This is a genomic window from Akkermansia sp. RCC_12PD (assembly GCF_036417355.1).
In the GTDB taxonomy this organism is placed as follows: Bacteria; Verrucomicrobiota; Verrucomicrobiia; order Verrucomicrobiales; family Akkermansiaceae; genus Akkermansia.
In genome coordinates this window covers 740,537-763,366 of sequence record NZ_CP143889.1, presented here as the reverse complement: position 1 = coordinate 763,366, position 22,830 = coordinate 740,537, and the positions used below count along the sequence as shown (strand labels likewise).

Annotated in this window: 18 protein-coding genes; 4 read left to right on the top strand and 14 right to left on the bottom strand. The window is 60.3% G+C overall.

The features are described 5' to 3' along the window. Positions 1 to 178: 178 nt before the first annotated feature. Positions 179 to 1,627, top strand: coding sequence for a catalase (locus V3C20_RS03170; protein WP_130083565.1), 1,449 nt, complete (start codon positions 179 to 181; stop codon positions 1,625 to 1,627). Here the strand turns inward: V3C20_RS03170 and V3C20_RS03165 are convergent. Continuing rightward, positions 1,617 to 2,327, bottom strand: a complete 711-nt coding sequence (locus V3C20_RS03165) for a hypothetical protein (RefSeq protein ID WP_130083564.1) — start codon at positions 2,325 to 2,327, stop codon at positions 1,617 to 1,619. The two genes, V3C20_RS03170 and V3C20_RS03165, sit on opposite strands and share 11 nt — an antisense overlap. A 256-nt stretch (positions 2,328 to 2,583) precedes the next feature. Between V3C20_RS03165 and proB the strand changes: the two genes are divergently transcribed. Both proB and V3C20_RS03155 read left to right on the top strand, forming a co-directional pair. Then, a complete protein-coding gene (proB, locus tag V3C20_RS03160; protein WP_130083563.1) occupies positions 2,584 to 3,348 on the top strand; it encodes a glutamate 5-kinase in 765 nt (254 codons plus the stop codon). A 10-nt stretch (positions 3,349 to 3,358) separates the two neighbouring features. Continuing rightward, complete coding sequence (locus V3C20_RS03155; protein ID WP_238623800.1) at positions 3,359 to 4,660, top strand: glutamate-5-semialdehyde dehydrogenase; 1,302 nt, start codon at positions 3,359 to 3,361, stop codon at positions 4,658 to 4,660. Between the two features lie 68 nt (positions 4,661 to 4,728). Here the strand turns inward: V3C20_RS03155 and V3C20_RS03150 are convergent, their stop codons facing one another. The 10 genes from V3C20_RS03150 to V3C20_RS03105 form a co-directional block, all read right to left on the bottom strand. Next, complete coding sequence (locus tag V3C20_RS03150) at positions 4,729 to 5,604, bottom strand: autotransporter outer membrane beta-barrel domain-containing protein (protein ID WP_330935444.1); 876 nt, start codon at positions 5,602 to 5,604, stop codon at positions 4,729 to 4,731. Between the two features lie 328 nt (positions 5,605 to 5,932). After that, positions 5,933 to 10,546 (bottom strand): GDSL-type esterase/lipase family protein, encoded by a 4,614-nt coding sequence (locus V3C20_RS03145; RefSeq protein ID WP_330935419.1) that lies wholly within the window; start codon positions 10,544 to 10,546, stop codon positions 5,933 to 5,935. Positions 10,547 to 10,753: 207 nt separating this feature from the next. After that, positions 10,754 to 11,581, bottom strand: a complete 828-nt coding sequence (gene cysE, locus V3C20_RS03140) for a serine O-acetyltransferase (protein WP_130083560.1) — start codon at positions 11,579 to 11,581, stop codon at positions 10,754 to 10,756. Positions 11,582 to 11,714: 133 nt separating this feature from the next. Beyond that, positions 11,715 to 12,179, bottom strand: a complete 465-nt coding sequence (locus V3C20_RS03135) for a DoxX family protein (protein WP_130083559.1) — start codon at positions 12,177 to 12,179, stop codon at positions 11,715 to 11,717. Between the two features lie 115 nt (positions 12,180 to 12,294). Beyond that, positions 12,295 to 13,473 (bottom strand): prenyltransferase/squalene oxidase repeat-containing protein, encoded by a 1,179-nt coding sequence (locus V3C20_RS03130; protein WP_130083558.1) that lies wholly within the window; start codon positions 13,471 to 13,473, stop codon positions 12,295 to 12,297. A 5-nt stretch (positions 13,474 to 13,478) separates the two neighbouring features. Then, positions 13,479 to 14,264, bottom strand: coding sequence for a YdjY domain-containing protein (locus V3C20_RS03125; protein WP_130083557.1), 786 nt, complete (start codon positions 14,262 to 14,264; stop codon positions 13,479 to 13,481). A 115-nt stretch (positions 14,265 to 14,379) separates the two neighbouring features. Then, on the bottom strand, positions 14,380 to 15,351 hold the full coding sequence (locus V3C20_RS03120) for a KpsF/GutQ family sugar-phosphate isomerase (RefSeq protein WP_130083556.1): 972 nt from the start codon (positions 15,349 to 15,351) through the stop codon (positions 14,380 to 14,382). Positions 15,352 to 15,395: 44 nt separating this feature from the next. Further along, the gene (locus tag V3C20_RS03115; RefSeq protein ID WP_130083555.1) at positions 15,396 to 16,166 is read right to left on the bottom strand and encodes a HesA/MoeB/ThiF family protein; all 771 of its coding nucleotides are present in this window, start codon (positions 16,164 to 16,166) and stop codon (positions 15,396 to 15,398) included. A 6-nt stretch (positions 16,167 to 16,172) separates the two neighbouring features. Beyond that, a complete protein-coding gene (locus V3C20_RS03110) occupies positions 16,173 to 16,733 on the bottom strand; it encodes a DUF308 domain-containing protein (protein WP_082770231.1) in 561 nt (186 codons plus the stop codon). 48 nt (positions 16,734 to 16,781) lie between these two features. Next, a complete protein-coding gene (locus V3C20_RS03105; RefSeq protein WP_130083554.1) occupies positions 16,782 to 17,714 on the bottom strand; it encodes a hypothetical protein in 933 nt (310 codons plus the stop codon). A 65-nt stretch (positions 17,715 to 17,779) separates the two neighbouring features. On the opposite strand from V3C20_RS03105, the gene V3C20_RS03100 reads away from it, so the two are divergent. Then, complete coding sequence (locus V3C20_RS03100; protein WP_130083553.1) at positions 17,780 to 18,655, top strand: alpha/beta hydrolase; 876 nt, start codon at positions 17,780 to 17,782, stop codon at positions 18,653 to 18,655. Positions 18,656 to 18,697: 42 nt separating this feature from the next. Here V3C20_RS03100 and V3C20_RS03095 read toward each other — a convergent pair whose 3' ends face one another. Genes V3C20_RS03095 through V3C20_RS03085 form a run of 3 tightly spaced genes read right to left on the bottom strand, consistent with a single transcriptional unit; the run spans position 18,698 to position 22,804 of the window. Next, the gene (locus tag V3C20_RS03095; protein WP_130083552.1) at positions 18,698 to 19,624 is read right to left on the bottom strand and encodes a hypothetical protein; all 927 of its coding nucleotides are present in this window, start codon (positions 19,622 to 19,624) and stop codon (positions 18,698 to 18,700) included. Positions 19,625 to 19,665: 41 nt separating this feature from the next. After that, entirely contained in the window at positions 19,666 to 21,696 is a 2,031-nt protein-coding gene (locus V3C20_RS03090; RefSeq protein ID WP_130083551.1) for a Sip1-related alpha-galactosidase, read from the bottom strand. Between the two features lie 10 nt (positions 21,697 to 21,706). Further along, complete coding sequence (locus V3C20_RS03085) at positions 21,707 to 22,804, bottom strand: heparan-alpha-glucosaminide N-acetyltransferase domain-containing protein (protein ID WP_130083550.1); 1,098 nt, start codon at positions 22,802 to 22,804, stop codon at positions 21,707 to 21,709. Positions 22,805 to 22,830: the final 26 nt, after the last annotated feature.

The window sequence follows — 22,830 nt, the reverse complement described above, 5'->3', positions numbered from 1 at the left end:
CGAGAACCGCCCTGCATGGAAAGTCTAAAATGCGTCTCCGGCAAGGGTTTCCGGATGATCCGGCAGCCCGGAAAAAGGGAAATTGGGGACTGTGGTTTTTTCTTTCCAGTTTCCCGGGGATTCGGTCATTGACATGGTTTGGAAATTTGTTTTAATTATTCTAAATAAAAAATATTGCATGAGTGATTCGAAAAATTTAACTACCGAAGCCGGAGCTCCTGTTCCGGACAACCAGAACGTTTTAACGGCCGGTCCGCGCGGCCCCATGCTGCTGCAGGACGTCTGGTTTCTGGAGAAGCTGGCCCATTTCGACCGCGAGGTGATTCCGGAGAGGCGCATGCACGCCAAAGGTTCCGGAGCTTTCGGCACCTTTACCGTAACGCATGATATCACCCGGTACACGAAGGCGGCCCTGTTTTCAGAGGTGGGCAAGAAGACCGATCTCCTGGTCCGCTTTTCCACGGTAGCGGGGGAACGGGGCGCGGCGGATGCGGAACGGGATATCCGCGGTTTTGCCATCAAGTTTTATACGGAGGAGGGCAACTGGGACCTGGTAGGAAACAATACGCCCGTGTTTTTCCTGAGGGACCCGCTCAAGTTTCCGGACTTGAACCACGCCATCAAGCGCGATCCGCGCACCAATTTGCGGAGCGCCCGGAACAACTGGGATTTCTGGTCCTCCCTTCCGGAGGCTTTCCACCAGGTGACCGTGGTTATGAGCGACCGCGGCATTCCAGCTTCCTACCGGCACATGCACGGTTTCGGCAGCCATGCGTTCAGCATGTTGAACGCGGATAACGAGAGATTCTGGGTGAAGTTCCACCTGAAGACCCAGCAGGGCATCAGGAACCTCACGGATGAAGAGGCGGAGGCTATTGTCGCGAAGGACCGTGAAAGCCACCAGCGCGATTTGTATGAAAGCATTGAAAAGGGGGATTTCCCGCGTTGGACGATGTACATTCAGGTCATGACCCAGGAGCAGGCGAAGGCGTGTTCCTTCAATCCGTTTGACCTGACCAAGGTATGGCCGCATGGAGATTATCCGCTCATGGAAGTGGGCGTGCTGGAGCTCAACAGGAATCCGGACAATTATTTCGCCCAGATCGAACAGGCGGCGTTCAATCCGGCCAATATTGTGCCCGGCATCGGCTTTTCTCCGGACAAAATGCTTCAGGGTCGTCTGTTTTCTTATGGTGATGCGCAGCGTTACAGGCTGGGCGTGAATCATAACCAGATTCCCGTGAACGCACCCCGGTGCCCATTCCATAGCTACCACCGTGACGGCATGATGCGTGTGGACGACAACGCAGGCGGTACGCTGGGTTATGAACCGAACAGCTACGGAGAGTGGAAGCAGCAGCCGGAGTTCCGGGAGCCGCCGCTTGAGTTGGACGGAGCGGCCTGGCACTGGGATTTCCATGAAGACGACCACGATTATTATTCCCAGCCGCGCGCCCTGTTCCGCCTGATGACGCCGGAACAGAGGGAAGCTTTGTACGGCAATACCGCGCGGGCCATGGGTGATGCGCCGGATTTCATCAAGCAGCGCCATATTGACCACTGCATGGAGTGCGATCCCGAGTACGGGGAGGGCGTCGCCAGGGCCCTGGGCATGTTCAAGGGGTAGTCGGTTGGCCTTTTCCGGGCGGAAGTTCCTCAGATGCGGAGCTTCCGCCCGGTTTTTGGTATTGGGGCGCCGGATCCGGCAATGCCGGGAGGATGTTGACGGGGTGTTCCGGACGCTGGATGTGCATTTCCTTCCGCGGTTCCGGTTGATAGGGGGCCAGCGTGATTCTGCTCTGCGTAAGCCCCGCCAGATGGCTGAACCTGTCCCGGACGAAGCTCATGAAGGCTTGTGGAGGAATGCAGATGTTCACGCATTTTTTCTTTTTCCCTTCTTCAGGCTTCAGGACATCGTACATTTCCTGTTCCGTGCCCTTTGGATAAAAACGGCCGGCCATCCATGTTCCACTGGGGAATAGAATGACCGGAAAGAGGATGTAGCGGGGATTTTCCTGCATTCCGCGGGGATCGTCCTGGTCCTGCCACGGAGCATGGAAAAGCCAGGGCTGGCATGCGGGCAATTCCCAGTAAAAGCTTTCTCCCCGGAATCGAGGCTGCATCCGGAAGGGGAGGACGTCGCGATGCCGTTCCATGAACGAGATCATGCTGTTCTCCAACTGGCCGTACGTGTCGTCTTGACCGACGGCCAGGGTTCTCGTTCTTTCCTGTTTGTCGTAGTCCGCCGGGGCGGCGCCCTCCTCCGCGAAGACGGGGGAGAGTCCGGCTATGCCCAGGCACAGGAGAAGAAGGACGAATCTGATCATATGGCCACTATGGCGCGGCATGCGTCACGGGTCAATGAAAGTCCGTTTTCAAAAGGCGTTGTTACTCAAAAGTTATTTTAGATTGTCCTGCGTGTTCCGGTGAAAGGATGCTGCCGCTTCCCTGAGTCCGGATGCGGAGGAGGGCGCGGTTTTCCTCTTTTGCCACAGCGTATCATTTGGAGGGAGAGACGATCCGGGGGGAGTTTTTTTCTTCCTTTCTCGGGAAGACCGTCTGGTGTACAGTGGCGGCAGACGCATGAAGATCGTAGTGAAAGTAGGAACGGGCGTGCTGACCCGTGAGAACGGAACGTTGGACGGCTCTTCCATCGTGCATTTGGTGAGCGCCCTGGCGGATTTGATGCAGCAGGGCCACCAGGTGGTGCTGGTGAGTTCCGGCGCGGTCGGGGCGGGGGTTTCCGTACTGGGGCTTCCGTCCTATCCGCAGGAGCTGTCCCTCAAGCAGGCCTGTGCCGCGGTGGGGCAGACGCGGCTGATGCAGACGTATGAGAATCTTTTCAACCATTTTGACGTGGATGTGGCCCAGCTTTTGCTGACGGCGGACGATTTAAAGAGCCGCCGCCACCATGTTCAGGCCACGGTGATGCGCCTGTTTGAGCACGGAGGGATTATTCCCATCGTGAACGAGAATGACACCGTGTCCGTGGAGGAATTGAAGTTCGGGGACAACGATATTCTTTCCGTGCACATTGTCCGCATGCTGGAAGCGGACGCCCTGTTCATCCTGACGAGCGTGGACGGCCTGTATCCGCCGGGGGAAAGCCGGGAGGCCATCATCCACAGGGTGGAGGATGTGGATGCCGTTCTGGCGTTTGCGGAGGAGGACCGGGGCCGTTTTTCCATGGGCGGCATGAGCGCCAAGCTCCAGGCCATTCGGGAAGCTGTGAATGCCGGGGTAGGCACCTACATGATGAATGGCCGTCATCCGGAACGCATCGGGTTGCTGTTGGAAGGCGGCAGGGAGGGCGCAGGAACGTTTTTTGCACCTGCCAGGAAGGGATGAAGTGATGAATATGGAGAATCCTCTTGAAGCCTTGGGACGCGCGGCAGTGGCCGCTTCCCGTGAAATGGCAGCCCTGAGTCCGCAGGAGAAGACGGCTGCCCTGCTCCTGATGGCCGCAGGCGTCCGGGGAGCCGCGGAGAGAATTATCCGGGAGAATTCCCTGGATATGGAAGAGGCGGGAAAGAACGGGCGGAATGCCGCGTTTCTGGACAGGCTGCTGCTGACTCCGGAGCGCGTGGAACATATGGCGCGCGGCATGGAGCAGGTAGCGGCCCTTCCCGATCCGGTGGGCGAGTGCATCCGGGAATGGACGCGCCCCAATGGACTGCATATTCGCCAGGTGCGCGTTCCTCTGGGGGCCATCGGGTTTATTTACGAGAGCAGGGGCTCCGTCACCTGTGATGCCGCCTCCCTGTGCCTGAAATCCGGGAATGCCGTTATTCTGCGCGGCGGCAGCGAGTCTCTGCGGACCAACAGGGTTCTTGTGGCAGTGCTGCGGAAAGCCCTTGCGGAGTCTGCCGTTCCGGCGGACGCCCTCCAACTTCTTGATTCGGGTAGCCGGGAGGAGGTGAAGCAGTTGTGCGAGCTGGATTCCTGCCTGAACGTGATTATTCCCAGGGGAGGGAAGGGGCTGATACGCACCGTAATGGAGTATGCCAGGGTTCCGGTGCTGAAGCATCTGGACGGCATTTGCCATGTGTATGTGGACGCCGCCGCGGATTTGAAGATGGCCCTCAATATTTTGGACGATGCCAAGACCCAGCGGCCGGGAGTCTGCAACGCGGCAGAAACCCTGCTGGTGGACGCTGCCGTGGCGGAACGGTTCCTCCCGATGGTGGCGGAGCGCATGCGCCAGCGTGGTGTGGAGTGCCGCGTGTGCGGGCGGAGCATGCCGTTTTTCGGGCCGGAAGCCGTTCCCGCGTCAGAGGAGGACTGGTCCACGGAGTATGAAGACCTCATCCTGTCCGTGAAGGTGGCAGACGGCGTCCGGGAGGCCGTGGAGCATATCAACCGCTACGGTTCCCACCACAGCGATTCCATTGTGACGGAGGACGGGAAGGCCCGCGATTATTTCATGAGCCGCGTGGACAGCGCGTGCGTGTACCACAATTGCTCCACGAGGTTCAGCGACGGGGAAGAGTTTGGATTCGGCGCGGAAATAGGCATCGGCACGGACAAGTTTCATGCCCGGGGGCCGATGGCCCTGCGGGAGCTGACCTCCTACAAATACGTGATTGAAGGCACCGGGCAGGTGAAGGACCCTTCCCGGATGCCGGATGAAGTCCGCTCCGGCCCGGAGGAGATTTCCTGATGCAGAGGGGGGCACCGCAGCAAGACTGCGATGCCCCCGGTTGCAATTACACCCCGAAGATTTTTAAATTAGAAGGTCAGTCTGTAACCGATGCTTCCGTTGAGGCTGTTGGCACGGCTGCGCAAGTCGGCGTTGACATCCGCAAAGAGCGAGCCGGTGTAACCCACCGGAATGGTGAGGCCGGCTCCTATCTGCACGCCGGTGGAGCCTTCCCTGGCCCCGTTCACACGGAAGCCGGCTCCCGGCGCGCCGACGGGCGCCAGCGCGGCGGTGGTTTTCCGGTCGCCCAGGTTCTGGACAACCTGCACCCGCAGTTCGCCCATAGAGGCTCTTCCCATCAGACTTTCCGAGAGTTCCCCGCGGAGCCTGGCGCCCAGCCCCACCGTGCCGTAGGTGGAGTCCATGTCCTCCACGCTCATGCCCAGGCCTCCGGTTTCCGTAAAGCCGTCCATCCGGCTCTTGTAGATGGAGCCATTCACCAGGGGCTGGAAGACGGAAGTCCTGTTTTCGTTCAGGTACAGGTCATACGTGCCTTCATAGAACGCGCCCCAGCTGCTGCCGCTGGTACTGCCGTGCATGGAGTACATGTCGGTTCCCGCCACGCCCGCCGTGCGGTTGAGGGTGGCGTCATTCCATCCGTAGGTGAGAATGAGGTTGTGGGCCCAGCGGCCGGATTGGAGGCGCAAGAACAGGTTGCCGTAGTAGGAGTCCAGGTTTCCGTTGGCCCTGTAGGCGTCCAGATCCCCGTAGCTGGCGGAGAAGGCCGCGCCCCACACGAAGCTGTCGCTGCACGTGACGTCAAAGCCGAAGGTGCCCCCCCAGGTGTTGAGCTTGTAGCCTGATTCGTCCATTCGGTCATCCAGCTTGCGGTAGCCGCCCTCCCCTTCAATCCAGGTGTTGAAGCGGGGAAGGTCGTCGTTGACGTATTGCAGGGAGGCTCCCATGTGCGTGATTCTGTTTCTCAGGTGCAGCACCTGGTCCTTCAGGGCTCCCTTCTGGGCGGAGTGCAGGGCGGTAATCCCGCTGCCCGCATAGGAGGAGAGGGCGGACTGAATGGTTCCCGTGTCACCGGCGGCCTGGGCGTTCCCCACGGCATTGAGGAATTCCATCATGGCGGGGCTGATGTCCTGCGGGGCGGAGGTGACGGCCCACAGGCTGTCCACGGCGGTTTTCTGGTTGTCCGTGGAGGCGTAGCCCTTCAGCGGGCTGTCCCCCAGTTTGGTGAATTGGACCTGGAAGAGCTTGCCGTCGCCGGAGAGCACTTTGCCGATGTCATAGACGAGGTTGGCAAAGCCGGCATAGGTCAGGTTCACCATGTCCGCCGTCCAGCTGGCCCCGTCCGCCGTGACCAGGCCGTTTTCCGCATAGAGGGCGTTGATGGTGAATTGAGGCAGGATAGCCCAGTCCCCCGCGGAGCCGAGGCCGTAAATGTTGACGTTGATGGACGGGGAGGTTCCGTTGATGCGGATGGAGCCGTTTTCCGCCTGGATGGCCGCCCAGCGGGCATCGGCGCTGTGCGAGACGGTTTCCGTGTTGACGGTGAGGTCCAGCGATGCGCCGGAGGCCAGGTCCGCCGCCACGCCGCCGTTGCTGCCGGTCAGCACGAGCCGGACCGCCCTCTGGCTGGGGTTGCCGCCCAGGTAGAGTTTGCCGTTGGAGGCCATGGAGAGCGTGTTGGCCGTGGTGTTGTTCATCAGGGAGAGGTCCGCCGTGGCGTCCAGTCCGGAGGCGTCCCGGGTGTTGCTGCCTATGGAGATGTCCCTGTAGGCGATGGTGCCCTCCGCCGCCAGATCCTTGTCTCCCAGCACGAGGTGGCCGCCCACTTGGGTATGGCTGACGTCCACATTGCCGTTCCCGGAGGAGAGGATGATCTGCGTGCCTTCCCCACGGTGGGCGATGGCGCCCGTACCGGTGATGTTTCCCTTGAAGGAGTAGGTTTTCCCGTCGTTGGAGGCCAGTTCCAGACGTCCGTTTGCCCCCAGGTGGAGCGTGCCGTTTTCCTGCTCCTGGTGCAGGCCTTCCAGGGCGATCGTGGAGCCGTCCTGCAGGCGCAGGCCGCCGCCGCCCAGATGGAGCAGCACGTTTTCTCCCAGATTGCTGCCCGTGCCTAGAACCAGATTGCAGTTGTCCAGCTTCAGGGTGCCTGTCCCGGAGATGGCCGCGTTGAGCGTCAGGTCCGAAAGCGTGTCCCTGGCGATGGTGAGCAGGGCCCCCCCCGGCCAGGGTGATGGAGCCCGAGCCCGTCAGGTCCGCGGCGGCCAGGGAGGCTGAGTTGAGCGTCAGAGCGGCATCCTGCTCCACGTTCAGGGCGCCGGAGATGATGGAGCTTTCCTTTGTGTTCTGGAGCACGAGTTCCCCCTGCTGCACGTTCAGAGCGGAGGCGGTGATTCTGCCGTCAATGGTCAGCCTCCGTTCTCCGTCCTTGACCAGTTGGGCGCTTCCCAGAATGGAGCCTGCGTAAGCGGTGTTGCCGGGTTTGTCCGGGTCTGCGGAGGTTTCATTGAGCAGCGTGATGATTACATCATGGTCCGTGCCCGTGTTGAGAAGGGCAGCGGCTTCCGTGCCGGCCAGGTAGCGGATGGTGGTTGCCTTGTCCTGGGGAGCAGTCCCCTGGGACAAGTCAATGTTGAGCGTTCCGTTGTTGGTGACGCTGGGCGTTGCTCCCAGGGTGGCGGCGGAGGTGACGTTTTTGACGGTGTTGCTGTCAATGACCATGGCGTCCAGCTGACCAAAGGAGATGATCACCCGGCCGCCTTCCGTCCGGGTAATGTCCCAGGCCATGCCGTTGTATTCGCTCAGCGTGATGTTGTTGGGGTCTGCATGAAGAGCGGCGTTGGTGATGTGGAAGGCATAGTCTCCGGGAGCGGTGAGCCGGGCCACGGCATCCGCCGTCAGCGTCAGGGTGAGTTCTCCCAGCGTGAGGCTGGAACCGTCCGCGTTATTGAATTGGATGATTCCCGTGCCCTCCGCGCCCATGTTGGCGGCGGAAAGCCTCAATTGGGTGTCCGAGCCGGAGAGGTCCGCATGGCCCGTCAGGCCGGAGATGGTGCCGGTGCCGCTGCCCATGTTGATGGAGCCCAGCTTGCCGCCCTCCAGCCCGCCCAGGCTTATGTTTCCGGTGATGCCGGAGATGGAGACGCTGCCGGCTCCCAGACCTGCCGTGTTGGCCAGAGCGCCCTCGCAGATGGATATGTTTCCGGAGACGGCCTGTCCGGCCAGGTCCAGCGTGCCTCCTTCCACCCGGTAGGTGCCGGCCCCGGTGTCTGCGGATTTGAGGGTCAGGTTGTGCGAGGTGCGAATCGTGCCGTTGTTGGTAATCTCCAGCGTAGCCCCCTGGTCCTGGTTGAACCGGAGGGTGGAGCCTGCATCCACCGTCAGGGAGGCGACCGTATCGCCCAGCGCCTTGTCCAGAGCGAGATCCGAGTTGCCGGTGACCTGCACCTTGTCAAAGTTCTGGAGCGTTCCCAGGAAGCCGGCGGTGTAGTGGTCAAAGACGAGCTTCTTTTCCCCGTTCACCGTCCCGCCACCCTTGCCGTCAATCGTGCCGGCGTATTTGTCAAATTTGTGTTCGGATCCGTCTCCGGCAGTGGCGGCAATGTCCTTCAGGGTGATGGTGGTGCCTCCGTTGATGGTGCCGCTGGTTTTGTTGCCGCCGCACAGGAGCGTCCACGCCCAGTTGTCTCCGTCAGCCTTGCCCAGAATGGCGTTCGTGCCCGTGATGGTCAGGCTGGTTCCCTGGGCAATCGTTCCCTGCGTCTTGTTCCCGGCATAAATTTCATTCATGAACGTGCCGCCGTTGATGTAAAGGGAGGTGGAGCCGGAGATGGTTTTGCTCCCCGTGTAAACCCCGCCGAAGATGCGGTGGGAGAAAATGCCGTCATTGAACACCATGGTAATGTCTCCGTTCACGGCGGTGGCATAGGCTCCCGCTACGGAGGTGCGGTCCGCCTCCCCGGCAGTGAAGGAGGTATCAAAGTTTCCGGTGGAAGAGGAGAATTCCAGGTAAATGTCCCCGTGGACGGTTCCGGCGTTAACCGTGCCGAAGACGGTCGATTTGCCGATGGAACCTTCCGCAAAGCGCAAGTTGATGTCCCCGTACAGGTCGTCTGACGTGTGGCCGCCTATCCAGCCGTTATCGCTTATGACGCCTTCCCCCAGCGTTACCCACAGGTCCTGGCGGTTTTCCGCAGTACCGTACGCGCCGCTGTTGGCATGAATGAGTCTGGTACTTCCCGTTCCCGTAATGACGGCAATGTTGGAGTTGGCGCTGTTGCGGACATTGTACGTGTTGTCGGCTCCCGCCGGCGCTACGGCTGTGGCGCCGGTGTCCGTGGTCCATTCAATCATGCCCGGTTTCAGGGCGGAGGCTCCCCCATGAGCCAGGTAAATGGCTTCCGGCCCGGTAATGCCGCTGGAGGAGGGAGCGTAGGAGAGAGAGCCGTCCAATGCCAGATTGGACAGGATGGCATCCAGCGTGCCGGAATAGCTGAAGGTGAGGCCGGAGGAGCTGCCCCCTGCCGCCGTCTGCGCTTCCCCGATCAGGACGTCTCCCAGCCAGACGTAGTAGCCCGCGCTGAGTCCGTGAGCGTTGTCCCCCGCTACGTAGGCTACGCGGATGGAGTCCGCGTTGGCGGACATGTCCTTGGAGTACAGGATGGTGCTGCCCCACTGGATGTACGCTTCATTGACGTTCAGCGTTCCGTTGCCCAGATTCAGGGAAAAGTTGTTTGTGGTGTCCCAGCCGCCTGTGGCACCGTTGCCCAGGCGCAGGGTGAAATCCACCGTGTAGCCTTTGTCCTGCCCCTGGGAGGCACCCCAGTTGTAGGTCAGGGTGCTGCTGCCGGACTTGTTGAAGTTGATCGTGTTATTAGAGATGGTGACGTTATTGGCAGTAAAGCCCTTGGCCGTCAGCTCCTGCTGGGTGATAGCCGGCGTCTGGCCAAAGTTGACGCCCAGCTCGTGGGCGGCTTTCCTTTCCTGTCCGGCTGACCGTCCCGCGTAGCCCATGCCTTTGGCCAGGTTTCCCGCCATCAGCAAATCGCCCTGGGCGTTTGGATGCAGGCCGTCCCCCGCAGGATTGTTGAACATGGACCTGACTCCGTAGAAGGGGGTGGATGAGGCCACGTCAATGATGCCCTGGTTGACGTCAATGACCGTAACGCCGTCCTTGTCCCGGCCCCAGTTTTTAAGGGATTCATTGTAGTCGGCCACGGCCTGGTGGGTCGCATTGGAATTGCCATTGGAGTGCTGGGTCCAGCACGGGATGGAAAGGACGATGATTTCCGCGTTGCTATTGGCGGTTTTCATGGCTCCCACTATGGAATCCATGTCTCCAAGCAGGTTTTGTGTGACGGTGGAGAGGCGGTCGTTGAGCGTGCCGTTGTTGCCGTCGGAAAGAAGATCGTTGGTGCCGGCCAGGATGAAGAAGGTGCCTGGGGCGGCGGTGCCGGTGAACGTTTGTCCGGTGTAAGTACCTCCTTTTGTTTTTTCCGTGCTAAGGCCCAGCCAGTTGTTAATGTTGGAACCGTTGAAGCGTCCGTAATTGGCACCATCTGCGCGTCCTGCGATTTCATAGGCGCGGGCGCTTGCCTGGGAGGAATGGGCGTTGTTGAATACGCGGCCGCCGTAGGAGATACCCGCCGCCACGCCGCCGGAGTAGTTGCCGGTGTTGATGCCCGCCGCACTGTAGGAAATGCCGTTGTCCGCGAAGATTTTGTGCAGAGCCCAGCGGTAGGAGCCGCTGTTGATGCCGTGTGTGATGGAGTCCCCCACATACATGACGTTGCCGAGGCTGCCGTCAGATACGGAAGCGGAGGTGATGAAGGGGCAGAAAATGCAGGAAGCCAGAAGCGCGGCTTTCAGGGAAAGGGGTAATCTTGGATGCATATTTTATGAATATGCGAATTACGAATCCGGCCTCAATCCAAAATTCTTACGTTCAAAGTATTACAAATTTTAATATATTGAAATGAAGGATGTTGCGTTACGGCTGGTCTTTTTTTGAGTCATATATCTCTCTCCTCCATTATCAAGGAACAGGGGCACTTTCGCGTTGGTTCGGAGAGATGCTGCGAATTCGTAATCCGTTAGCCGTCAGTCGCAAAGACACTGGTTCATTTCCAGCGCGGGATTATCCGGAACGGAGTCATTGACAATGACGGCCGGAACGCCTGCCACGGTGGTGTGCGGCGGGACATCTTCCAGCACGACGGAGCAGGCCGCGATTTTTGCGCATTGGCCGATGGTGACACGGCCCAGAATTTTTGCTCCGGCGCCGATCAAAACGCCGGATTCCACGATGGGGTGGCGGTCCCCTTCCTCTTTCCCGGTGCCTCCCAGCGTGACTTCATGCAGGATGGAGACGTTGTCGCGGATGATGGCGGTTTCCCCCACCACGAAGCTGGTGGCGTGGTCCAGCAGGATGCCGCACCCGATGGAGGCGGCGGGGTGGATGTCCACGGCAAATACTTCGCTGGCAAGGCTTTGGAATTGCAGGGCCATGATCGTGCGGCCGTGTTTCCACAGCCAGTGGGAAATGCGGTAGGTGGTGATGGCGTGGAACCCCTTGTAGAACAGCAGGGGTTCCAGCGGGGTGCGGCAGGCCGGATCACGGTCCACGATGGCGATCAGATCGTGGGCGATCTGGCTCAGAATGCTTTCTTCATCCGCCAGGGCTTCCCTGATGAGGGGCTCGATCAGTTCCCGCGGCATGTCCCGGCGGGAGAGCTTGCGGGCCAGCCGTGCGGAGATGGAGGTGGCCAGGGAGTTGCGGGAGAGGCAGACGTCGTCCAGAATGCCGCGCATGGCGGGTTCCTCGTCCGCCGCTTCCCGGGCGCATTCCTCCACCCATTCCCAGACGCCGTTGATAACGCATAGGCAGTTGGTGCATTGCCGGAGTTTGGTTCTTTTCAGGCTGGTCATGAGCGGGCGGGGATGGAAGGCAAAAAAGGAAGGGCCTCCCGCAAATGGGCGGCCTCTCCCTTATGAGTACCAGAGTGCGGCGGCGTTGAGAACAGGAAAGTATGTCCTATGCTTCCCGGAGGGGACATGCCCGTCAGCCGAAGATGGCGTGCACGATGTTCATGAACCACGCGTCTATGGACCAGGGTCCGGGTCCGGTCAGCAGAAGAGCCAGTGCCGCTCCGGCGTAAAGAACATGGAATTCAATTCCTTCCCCAGCCTTTTTGCCGGACCAGTTGGCAAAGTAGCCGTTTTTGAGGTGCTTGGTCATGGCAACGATCATCATGATCATGACTCCCAGCGCCGCTACCCGTGTGAACAGCCCCAGGACCAGGCAGATGGGGGCGCAGAATTCCGTGAGCATGGCCACCTTGGTGAGGAACGGCGGAATGCCCATTTTTTCCGTAAATGTCCGGTAGGTTCCGTCCCATCCCGCGCCGCCGAACCAGCCCAGCACTTTCTGGGCGCCGTGGGGCCACAGGATCAGGGCCAGGGTGAGGCGGAGGACCAGCAGGCCCCAGCCTGCCGCGGCGATGGTGATGGAATCAATGCTGTTCATGAAAGGGGAATGATTCAGTAAAGACCCTTTTGTTGTTTTAGGCGTTCATTTCCAGAAATGAAAAAGGCCGGAAGGAATGGAATTCCTCCCGGCTCTTGAAGCCGTCAAGGGACGTCTATTTGGGGATGGAGTGGTACAATTGCTCCAGGGAAAGGACGCAGTATGCCGTGACCAGGACGGGGTCCGCCTCCCACCAGCGGTTGTTGGTGTTCACCCAGGAGCCGTCGCTTTTCTGGATGGAGATGAGCTTGTTGGCCAGTTCGTCGCGCCAGTCCACCTTGCGGCCGTCTTCCAGGGTCAGGTAGTCGATGCCCAGGGCGCTGAGGGCCTTGGACATGGCCTGGTAGTAGTAGTAAAGGCCCTGGACGCCCATGCCGGGGTTTTCATCCAGGTTGTAGCTGTTTTCCAGCCATTTGAGGGCCAGCTTGACACGGGGATCGTTTTTGTCCACGTTGGCGTAGATAAGGGACTGCATGCCCGCATAGGTCATGCTGCCGTAGGCCTTGGGCGGTTCCGCCTTGTCAAAGGCGGCGCTTTTCGCATCCTTGGCGCTTGCTACGCCGGGGCGGTACACGAAGCCGCCGAGCTGGGATTTGTCATCCGATACCCAGGGTTCCTTGTTGACGGCGGGGTTTTGCTGGCAGCGGTTGATGAATTCCGTGGCCGCGTTCCAGTCCAGGTCGGGCTGTTCGCCGTATTTGCCGTCCTTGGCGAGTTTCTGGGAGTAGTAGATGGCTTCCAGGGCCAGGGAGGTGTTGGAGAGGTCCGCAATGGGGGGAGCCTTTTTGTCCCCGTAGCCGATGCCGCCGTTGTAGGGGTTGTCCGGAGCGAAGTGGTTCTGCTGCTTGATGAGGTAGGCGCGCGCCTTGAGGATGGCGGGGGCGTATTCCTCCTTGTTGGCGGCCAGCAGGGCCATCATGCACACGGCCGTGTTGTAGGAGGACATGCCGCGGTTGAAGATGGAGCCGTCCTCTTTCTGGGATTTCAGGATGAAGTCGTATCCCTTCCGGATGTATTCTGGGAGGGGCTTGCCCTGGTTTTCCGGATCGCGCATATAGGCGGTGACCGCCAGGGCCGTCAGGGCCGGGTAGGAGGGCTGGGCCCAGTAGCCTTCCGGATTCTGTTTGTTTTTCAGGTATTCATTCCCTTTTTCAATGGCGCGCAGGATTTCCTGCTTGATGGAGGCGTATTTGGCGGAGGCCGCTTCTCCCGGAACTGCCGTGAGAGTGGTTTGCCCCAATGCCGCCGTGCCCAGCGCGGCGGCCAGAGTTAATGAAAGTACGGATTTAAACATGATGGTTATTGTTTGGGTTGGACCGTTTTTTGAGAGATGGTGACGGTGACGTTGGTGCCGACGGGCAGGTTTTTCCGGGGATTGACGATCCAGCCCGTGTCATTGACGCCGTCGTGAAAGTCCCCGATGTAGTTGATGGGGGAGGTGCGGCTGGCAAAGATGGAGATGATTTCCCCGCTCAGGCTGGCCTGGTAGGCCCCTTCGTAGAAGAAGGAGTTGGTGTAGAGCCAGTCCTTGGGATCAATCCCCTTGCGGGTTTGGGAGTTGACGACGAAGTCGGAAAAGTCGCTTTTCTGTTCCTTGCCGTCCTGCGTGTAGGTCATGACAATCTGGACATAGGCGTCCGCATAGTCCGCCGGTTTGGGCTCCGTGAAAGGAAGCCATTCAAAGTTTTCATCCCGGACCGGGAAGAATTTTTCAAAACGGTGAAATTTGAGAAGGGTCATGCCCAGACTGATGTGCAGGGGGTCCGCCTCGGACACCAGCAGCGATTCATGAAGCTTGCCGTTGGGCATGCAGCAGACGTATTCCAGAATGCCCTCTTTCATGTTGACCTGGGCATTGAAGCTGACGGTGCGCTCCTTGTGGTTGACGATGACGTTACCTATCTTGATGCGGTGGTCGTCCAGCGGTTCGAATTTGGGTACCGTCTTGCCGTCCGGCAGGGGGACTTCCGGGGAGGTTTCCTCCTGTTTCTGCTGTGCCGGGGTTTCCTGGGCAACGGAGATGTCCTGGGCATGGGAGAAGCCCCAGGCGCAGGTGATGAGGGGTATAAGGAATTTGAGAGACATGCCGATTTTTTTTAGATTGGAGAAGGAACGGGTTCCGTTCAATGAAAAAGGCATCCGTGATGGATTTGTTACTTTTCTACCACGGATGCCGGAGAGTGTCGGACGGATGCGGAGGTTAGACCAGCTTCATCCGTGCCAGGTCCTGGAGGTCGATGATGCCGACGGGCGCCATGTCCTTGTTGAGTACCACCAGGTCGTCAATGTGGCGGTTGCTGACGGCTTTCACGGCTTCCGCCGCCAGGTCGTCTTCCATCACGTAGATGGGGTTGCGGGTCATGAGGCCGCCGACGGGCTGCTGGCCGATGAGAGGGTTGGCGCCGTAGGCCCTGACGAAGTCGCCGTGGGTGAAGATGCCGGCCAGTTTGCCGTCCGCCGTGAGCAGGATGCAGGCTCCCGTGTGGGCGGTGGTCATTGCTTTCAGGCAGTCGTTGACGGTGGCCGTTTCCGGAAGAATGGCCATTTCATCCCCCTGGCGCATGATGTCGCTCACCCTGGTAAGGAGGGCGCGGCCCAGGGAGCCGCCCGGGTGGCGTTTGGCAAAGTCTCTTGCGGTGAAGTGGCGCGCTTCCACCAGGGCCATGGCGAGGGCGTCCCCCATGACGAGCATGGCCGTGGTGCTGGATGTGGGGGCCAGGTTCAGCGGGCAGGCCTCGCGAGAAACTCCCGTGTCCAGGACGACGTCCGAGTATTTGGCCAGAGAAGAATGGATGTTTCCCGTCATGGAGATGACGGGAAGTTCAAAGCGCTTGATGAAGGGAAGGAGGGTCAGGAGTTCCGTGGTTTCCCCGGAGAAGGACATGGCGATGCAGACGTCTCCGTCCTGGACGATGCCCAGGTCCCCGTGCAGGGCGTTCAGGGAGTCCAGCATGACGGTGGGCGTGCCCGTGGAGTTCAGGGTGGCTACGATTTTGGCCCCGACGTTGCCGGATTTTCCGACGCCGGCGATGACGATCTTGTTGCCGCGGTCCAGGGCCCGGGACATGAGGTCCACGGCCTTGTTGAAGTTTTCATCCAGCCGGGACAGGACGCCACGCAGTTCTTCAATCTCCATTTCAAAAACGGATCTGGCGCGTGTTAAATGGTTCATATCTGGCGGGAATGATGCCAGAGGCCCCTTCTTCCGTCAATTTTTCATTGCGGCTCCTCCTCCCCTCCGTTCCTGCATTTGCAGGTGGGGCTGGGATGCAGGGGAATGACCGTGAATCGCATGCGCAGGGTGTCCGCGGAGAGCAGCCCTCCCCTGAGCGGAGAGGGGATGCCGGCAAGGGCTTTCAGGGCTTCCAGCGCCTGGATGCACCCGATGATTCCCGCATGCGCGCCCAGGATGCCTGCCGCGGAGGCGATGTCTTCCTCCTGCATGGGCGTTTCCTCCGGAAAGAGGCAGCGGTAGCAGGCCGTGCCTTCGTGGGGGGCGAACACGGTCGCCTGGCCGATGAAGCCTTTCACGGCGCCGTGCACCAGCGGGATGCGGAGGGCGGCGCAGGCATCCGCCAGGGCAAAGCGTGCCGCGTAGTTGTCTGAAGCGTCCACGGCCAAGTCGCATTTTTCCAGCAGGGCCAGGGCATTGTCCGGCGTGAGGCGTTCCGTGGCCGTGGTGATTTCCACGGCGGGGTTCAGGGCTTTCAGGCGGCAGGACGCGCTGTCCGTCTTGGCGGTTCCGGCGGAGTCCGTGGCGTGCAGGATCTGGCGCTGGAGATTGGAGAGGGTGACCGCGTCCGGATCAATGAGGGTGAGCCTGCCCACTCCGGCGGCGGCAAGGTAAAGGGCCGCGGGGGAACCAAGCCCCCCGAGGCCCACCAGGGCGATGTGCGCCCGTTTGAGTTTTTGCTGCCCTTCCTCGCCCAGTTCCGGCAGGGAAAGATGCCTTGCGTAGCGTTCCGTTTCTTCCTGGGTGAGGGGCATGAATGATTAAAGTGATTCGCGGAGACGGCCGGAGCGGCCGCTGAAGGCGTACAGGAGCAGCGTCCATCCGGAGAAGATGAGTTCCACTGCAACCAGCGTGCCGATGAACCAGGCGGAGGATTCCGGCCAGCCGAAGATGACCATGAGACCAAGAATCAGCGTAATGATTACATTGAACAGGCGCCATCCGCTGGCAGGAAGGGAGCGGGTCTGGAGCCATAAGGCGCCCTGGAAGACGGCTGCGATGACCAGGCCCCATCCGATGATGAGCGTGGTGATGGCCAGGGAGATGTTCGGGTCACGGAACAGGAACCAGCCGACGATGGCGTACAGGATGGCCATCACTAGGTTCCACCCTCTGGAGGCCGGTACGGTAAATACCTGCACCAGCCGGATGACGGCCAGTACCATCAGCATGATGCCGATGACCCAGATGAAGCTGGCTCCTACGAGCCAAGGGGACGCCAGAGCAATAAATCCAAGAAATAGCTCAATGACGCCAAGGATGCCCATCCACCATGAACCGCCGGACACCGAGGTGCTGTTGACTTGAGGTTGAGTTGTCATATGGCGGTATGACCGGACCCGCGCAGGAAACGTTGAAGAATGACGATTTTATTTAGCGGCGCCCGGTACGGCGGGTGCGCTTTTAGGGGCCATGGTCTTTAATAATTCCGGGGTGACGTTGATCAGCGAAGGCCCGTTTCTTGGGAGTTCCTTGGGCGGAACGAAGTAGGAGAAGGCGCGTGCGGGGAGGTGGCCTGGAATTTCCGGCATGATGTACACTTCCACCAGCACGGCTCCTTTTTCGCCGCTGGGGCTGTCTGCAAAGTTCAGCGTGATGGAGTTGCCCCCGTCTCTGAGGCCGCCGGAGATGACTTCCGCCTGCCTGGTGTTGTCAAATTCATGCTGGGAGATGTTGTTGATATTGGCCTTTACGGTGCGGCCGGGGCAGTCCACCAGGATTTTGGCGATGTATTTGGCCGGAGGGCAGAGAGGAGGCACGGGCGGGATTTTTCCAAGAGGCTGGAATCCGTCCTGCTCCATGAGCACGGTGGCGTCTCCGCGCTTCAGGCGGTCCCTGACGGCGGGGAGGCGGGAGAGGTTGAAGAAGCGGGCCTGGTCGTATTTCCATTTGCCGCGTTCATTGGTGAACAGCAGGACCAGAGCATTGGCGTCTGTGGGCTCCTCGCCCAGTCCCAGGTCCACTTTTCCGTAATAGGTGGCCGCCGCCGTAGGGCCGTCCACCACGGAACCCACGTACATGAGCGGAGACAGGGCCGGAGGCGCCATGGGCTGCCTGAACAGGGAGGCGGGGAAAGGGCGCTTTTCGGAAACGGCCAGATTGCGGACTTTTACCTGGCGGTAGGCGGAGGTAGTGGCCCTCCATCCGTCATAGTTGCCGCGGAGCATGTGCAGGCGCCAGGTGTTGTAGGCCACGTCCAGATCGTCCCTCAATTGGGAGTCTCCAGGGCGCGGTGCCGCGAGAGCGGAATTCACGAGGGCTGCGGTGCAGCAGGCAAGGGCAAGGAAGGAGCGGAAGGTCATTACACGATTATTTAGACATCAAACTTGCGCGGAGTGCAACACAATTGCATCATGAAGCCGTTCTCATGGAATTGTTCACGGAAGCCGATCATCTGGCGGAAGCCCGCTACAGGAAACTGTTGCGGGAACAGCCCGGCTTTGCATGGAGGCGCTTTTCCGACGGAGAGGAACTGATGGCCTACGTGTTTTTTCCTCCGGGCCATGAGGCGTCCGCTTCCATTCCCTCCGTCCTGTTTTTTCATGGCGGCATGTGGGTGGGCAAGAGCCTGGGGGATTTTGTGCCGTGGGCCCTTCATCTGGCCCAGCAGGGCATTGCGGGCATTATTCCAATGTTCCGCACGCGCGGCGCGTATGAAGTGGAGCCGCTGGATATTCTGGAAGAAGCGCGCGAGGCTTGGGCCTGGGTGTATGAGAATGCCTCCCTGCTGGGGCTGGACCCGGCCCGCATTACCGTAGCGGGCAGCGACGCCGGTGGGCTGATGGCCCTGCATGCGGCGCTGCCGGACCAGCCCGCCCGCTGGTCCCTTTTCCGTAAAAAAGCTCCTTTGCCGCCCGGACCTGCGGCGGTGGCCCTGTTCCGGGGCGTATGCGACCTTTCTGCGGATTCCGTGTTCAAGCTGACGGACACGATGACTCCGGAACAAAGGGATTCCCTGAATCCGCTGAAGCGTCTGCAAAAGGGGCTTCCCCCCTTGTTCGCCAGTCATGGGGGACGGGACAGGTTGCTGCCGTGGCGGACCAGCGAACGCTTGGCGGAATTGTGGATGAAGAAGAGGAATAAGGCCAGGTTCGAGCTTCTGGACGTGGCCGATCACACGTTTTACCATTTTAATGTGAATGCCGCCTATTTTGAGCAGCTTCTCAACAGTTGGAGCTCTTTCATGGTGGAGCAGGGCCTGTGGGAGTATAACGAGGGGATGGATGCGGGCCTGCTGGGCTGAGCCCGGCGCGTGGAAGGACCGTTTTTGCGGGTACGGAGGGCGTTATTTCCTGCCGCCCAGCATGTTTTCCCTGATTTCCTGCATGTCGCGGCGGAATTCGGCCTGCGTCCGGGGCGTGGGAGGCTTGACATCCCATTCCGCCAGTTTTTTACGCACGCGGAGGAGCAGTTCCTGTTCGTCCACGCCGTATTTTTTACACAGGGGGGACAGGGCCAGTTCGCTACCCGTAAAGCGGCCCTTCAGAAAGAACGGCAGGTCATGCCGCCATGCGCGGCGGAAGTCTTCCGGGCATTGTTCCGTATTGATGGGGGAAAAGAGCTCCCGGACCTGGCTTTCCCTGATGCCTCCGGTGTTCATGCAGATGGAGGTTTCCACGTAGGCGAGCGTGAATTCCAGCATGACCCGTTCAATTGATCGGGCGGCTTTTTCCAACTGGGCTGGTGTGAGGCCCATGACCTGGGCCCGCAGAGCCGCCAGCGCCTTCAGGATGTCTTTGGGATTTCCGCAGGTACGGGGGTCCATGCGGGGGATTTTTTCCTCTTCGTCGTAAAGCGGGATGGGGGGACGGACGCTGGGATTTATTTTGAACAGGCTTCCCTGGAGCCGTTCCCGCAGATCTTTCAGGCTGATGCCGTATTTGCGCAGCACCGGGGCGGCGTAGTTGCGGCCCGGTTTGGCCGCCTGCTTGAGCCAAGCCTCCTGGAAGTCCGCAGGGCAGTCTTGCAAGCCCGCGGCCAGCATGGCCTTACGGAAGTCTTCCGCCTTGGGCGTCTTGTTGACATAGGCGTGAGTCCATTCCAGTTCCAGCATCCAGATGGCGGTCAGACTCAGGAATTGTTCAATGGCTTTTTTCGGTTCCTGGGCATTTGGCGTCGCCACGGGCTGCGCCGCCGTGTTTCCGGATGCCGCAGGGGGCAGCGAGCACGTCAGCAGGACCACGGAAACCAGCGTGATACGGAGAATGCACATGGGTTTATCATGACAGGCCCGTTTTCCGGTGGCGAGCAAATTCATTCCGCCGTTACCGTGACGTCCAAGGGCCGGGAGGAGACGGGGAATTGAAGTTCATAGAATCCGTTCCCCAGGTTTTTGACGGGCGTGCCGCCTGCCTTGACCGGGCCTTTTCCATGCCAGATGACGACCGGTCCCGATTCCCTGATGCGGAAGCGAAGAGAGGTTTCCGCATATTCCGTGCTGCCTTCGACGGCACAGGGGGAGAGGAATTTGTCCCCTCTGCCGATGACGGCCCAGCCGCCGACAATCGGAGCCAGGATGAACAGGCGGTCCTGGAAGCCCGTGATCTCCACGTCCAGCTCCGGCCGGGATGCCGTGAGGGCGCGTCCCCCTTCCGCCGAATAGGCGGCGATGCCTTCCACGGGTGTCCCGTAGTAGTTTAGCGCCTGCTTTCCTTTCAGCAGGGCGGCGGCGTAACGGTAGTCGTTCAGGGAGATTTTTCCGCGGACGGCCGCTTCCGGGGAGGGGTGTTTCAGATTGTACAGAACTATGGCGGCGCTTTGGCCGGGCAACGGGGCGATGACCCGGTAAAGGCGGTTTTCATTCAGGGCGTCCAGAAAGACGGAGTCCGGCAGGGGGACGGCGGGGGCCAGGGGCCGAAGCAGCAGTCCGTCCGACCAGACGAGGGGCATGATGTGTTCCGGGTTGAGCTTGTCCGCCGGGTCCGAGAGATAGACGGGGCCGCCGGATACGGCCTTGGAGACGGCCATCAGGCGGGCGCTGGCGGGGTCCGTGGAATGGAACATGTCGTGGTCCGGCCATGCAGTCTGCCCCAGCCACAGCGTGTTGGCGTAGGACTGGAGTAGGTGGGATTTGCCCATGGCCTCGTCTCCCATCTTGTAGTCGATGCTGCACCGGGTGACGGCGCTGTGCCGCGTGTTCTGGATGTTGACGGTTCCCTGGGCCATGCAGTTGATCAGTTCTAGGCCCGTCTGGCGGCATGCCTTTTCCAGCGCTTCGGAGCATTTGGTGTTGTGGTGGACCGGATTGTCCAGGCCGTCCGCCTGTTTCAGGTATTCCGCCTGGACGTCGATCTTCACGAAATCGAATCCGGCATCCCTGACTGACTGGAGAAAGGGCTTGTAGAATGCCCCGGCTCCGCCGGGACCATCGCCGGGCAGGATGCAGCCCTTGGGGGTGGAGACCAGTCCGCGCGCGGCCTGAGGGCCGAGCCGGTGTTCGGGGTGGATGCCCTTCCAAAGGCCATAATAGCAGTGCCACAGGCCCATCCATTTCAGCTTGGCGCTTTTGTGCTTCATGAGGGGTTTCCAGCCCTCCGGGAATTTATCCTGCCGGGGCTGAAAGCTGATCAGCTTGAGCCCTTCCTGGACCTGGAAGCCGTCGTCCACCAGCAGCCACCGGACGGGTACGGGGGATTCCTCCAGATGGCGCGCCGTTTTTTCAAGAAGGGCGGAAGTGATGTTTTTCTTGTATTGTTCCCAACTGCACCAGCCGAGATATTTGAAGGGTTCCGGGTAGGCCTTTTTTTCACGGGGAAGGGTTCTGCCTTTCAAAAAGGGGAGGGACAGGGCTTTTTCCCATACGGCGGAGCAGGTGTTGTAAATATTGCCGTCCACGGCCATGACGGCGAGGACGGACTGGGGTTTGGCGAGGTTTTTCCCCAGGGTGCCGTATTCCACCATGAAGTTTCCCTTTCCGTCAATGTTCAGCCAGGCCAGGGAATCCGGTTCGGCAACGGGCAGTACGGCCATGTACCGGCCGTCCTTGAGATGGAACAGGGCAAACATGGCGTGCACGCCCGGCTTCGCGACGGTGGGGTTCGGCTTGTCGTCCATCAGCTTGCCGGGGTCCGTTTTGCCAAACCAGGGCAGCACGCGGTTGCCGTCGCCGGGCCATCGGCCCCGGTCCGCCGCAAACCAGCAGAAGGATTGGTAGGGCGGTACGGGAAGGGGGAGTGCGGTTTTTCCCGGTACGGGACGCAGCAGGGAGGTTTGCGGCTGGGCAACGGCCGTCCAGGCAGTGAGTGCCATCAGCAATGGCATGATCAGGCGTGCGGTTGTCATCATGTTCAGTAGGCTACAGTTTGATAAAAATGCTGCGTTTGTAGAAGAAAAAAAGAATCAGCCATTGCAGCAGGAGCAGGGTGACGGCCAGAAAAACGGGCTGGAAGGGCGGGAACAGGTCTGCCGCCCCGCTGAAGATGCGCTGGTTGAGGGAGTGGATGTTGAGAAGCTGGTAAATCAGGTAGGCCGCCAGCGCGTTCAGGCCGATAATGCGCAGGGGGAACGACCATATCCGAAATTTCCAGACGTCTATGACCAGATGGAAAAAAGCCAGCAGTATCAGGGAGACGCCTGCCGCGGCCAGCACGAATGTACCGGTCCACATTTTCTTGATGATGGGGTAGATGCCGTCCAGTCCCCACGCCATTCCGAACAGGCATGTTCCCGCGGCCAGCATCAGCAGGATGCGGCGGACTGGCGGCACGCGCCCGTCCTGCAGGAAGGTTCCGGCCAGCCAGCCTCCCAGGCACAGGGCGGCTGCAGAGATGATGCAGAGGGGGCCTTCCGGATCAAATGTCCCGCCGTGCAGGCTCCCCGGAAGCATGTGCGCGTCCAGCCATGAATTGACGGAGCCGGAAGGAGTGAAGTCCCCTCCGAAGAATTGGAGCAGGGCGACCAGGGCCAGAATGCCGCCTGTCGCGGCGGCTATGGCTTTCCGGCACCTGAGCAGGAGCACGCAGGTGCCCCCCATGGCGCAGGAAAGGCCGATGAGCCCCAGCACGGACGCATACCTCATGTCTTCCGTCCAGGTAAGGGGGCCGTTGACAAGCATTCCCAGGAGGACCAGGAGAGAGGCCCTCTTCCAGATTTTGAGCAGGCCCGGCCCCGGTCCGGTTTTTTCATCCTCATGCCGTGACAGTGAGAAAGACATGGAAACGCCCGCAATGAAGACGAAGACGGGGAAGACGAGGTCATACAGGCGCAGTCCCTGCCAACCGGCATGAGTCATCTGGATGGCGGCGATTTTGAGCAGTTCGTTGTCCGGCGCTTTGGAAGCCAGTAGCAGGATAAGCGCGTCCAGCCCCAGAATGACGAACATGTCCAAACCCCGCAGGGCATCCAGGGATGCCAGTCTGGGGGGACGTTCGGAAGTGGGAGAGAGATGATTCACGGCAGGCCGGGAGAGAGGTGGAACAG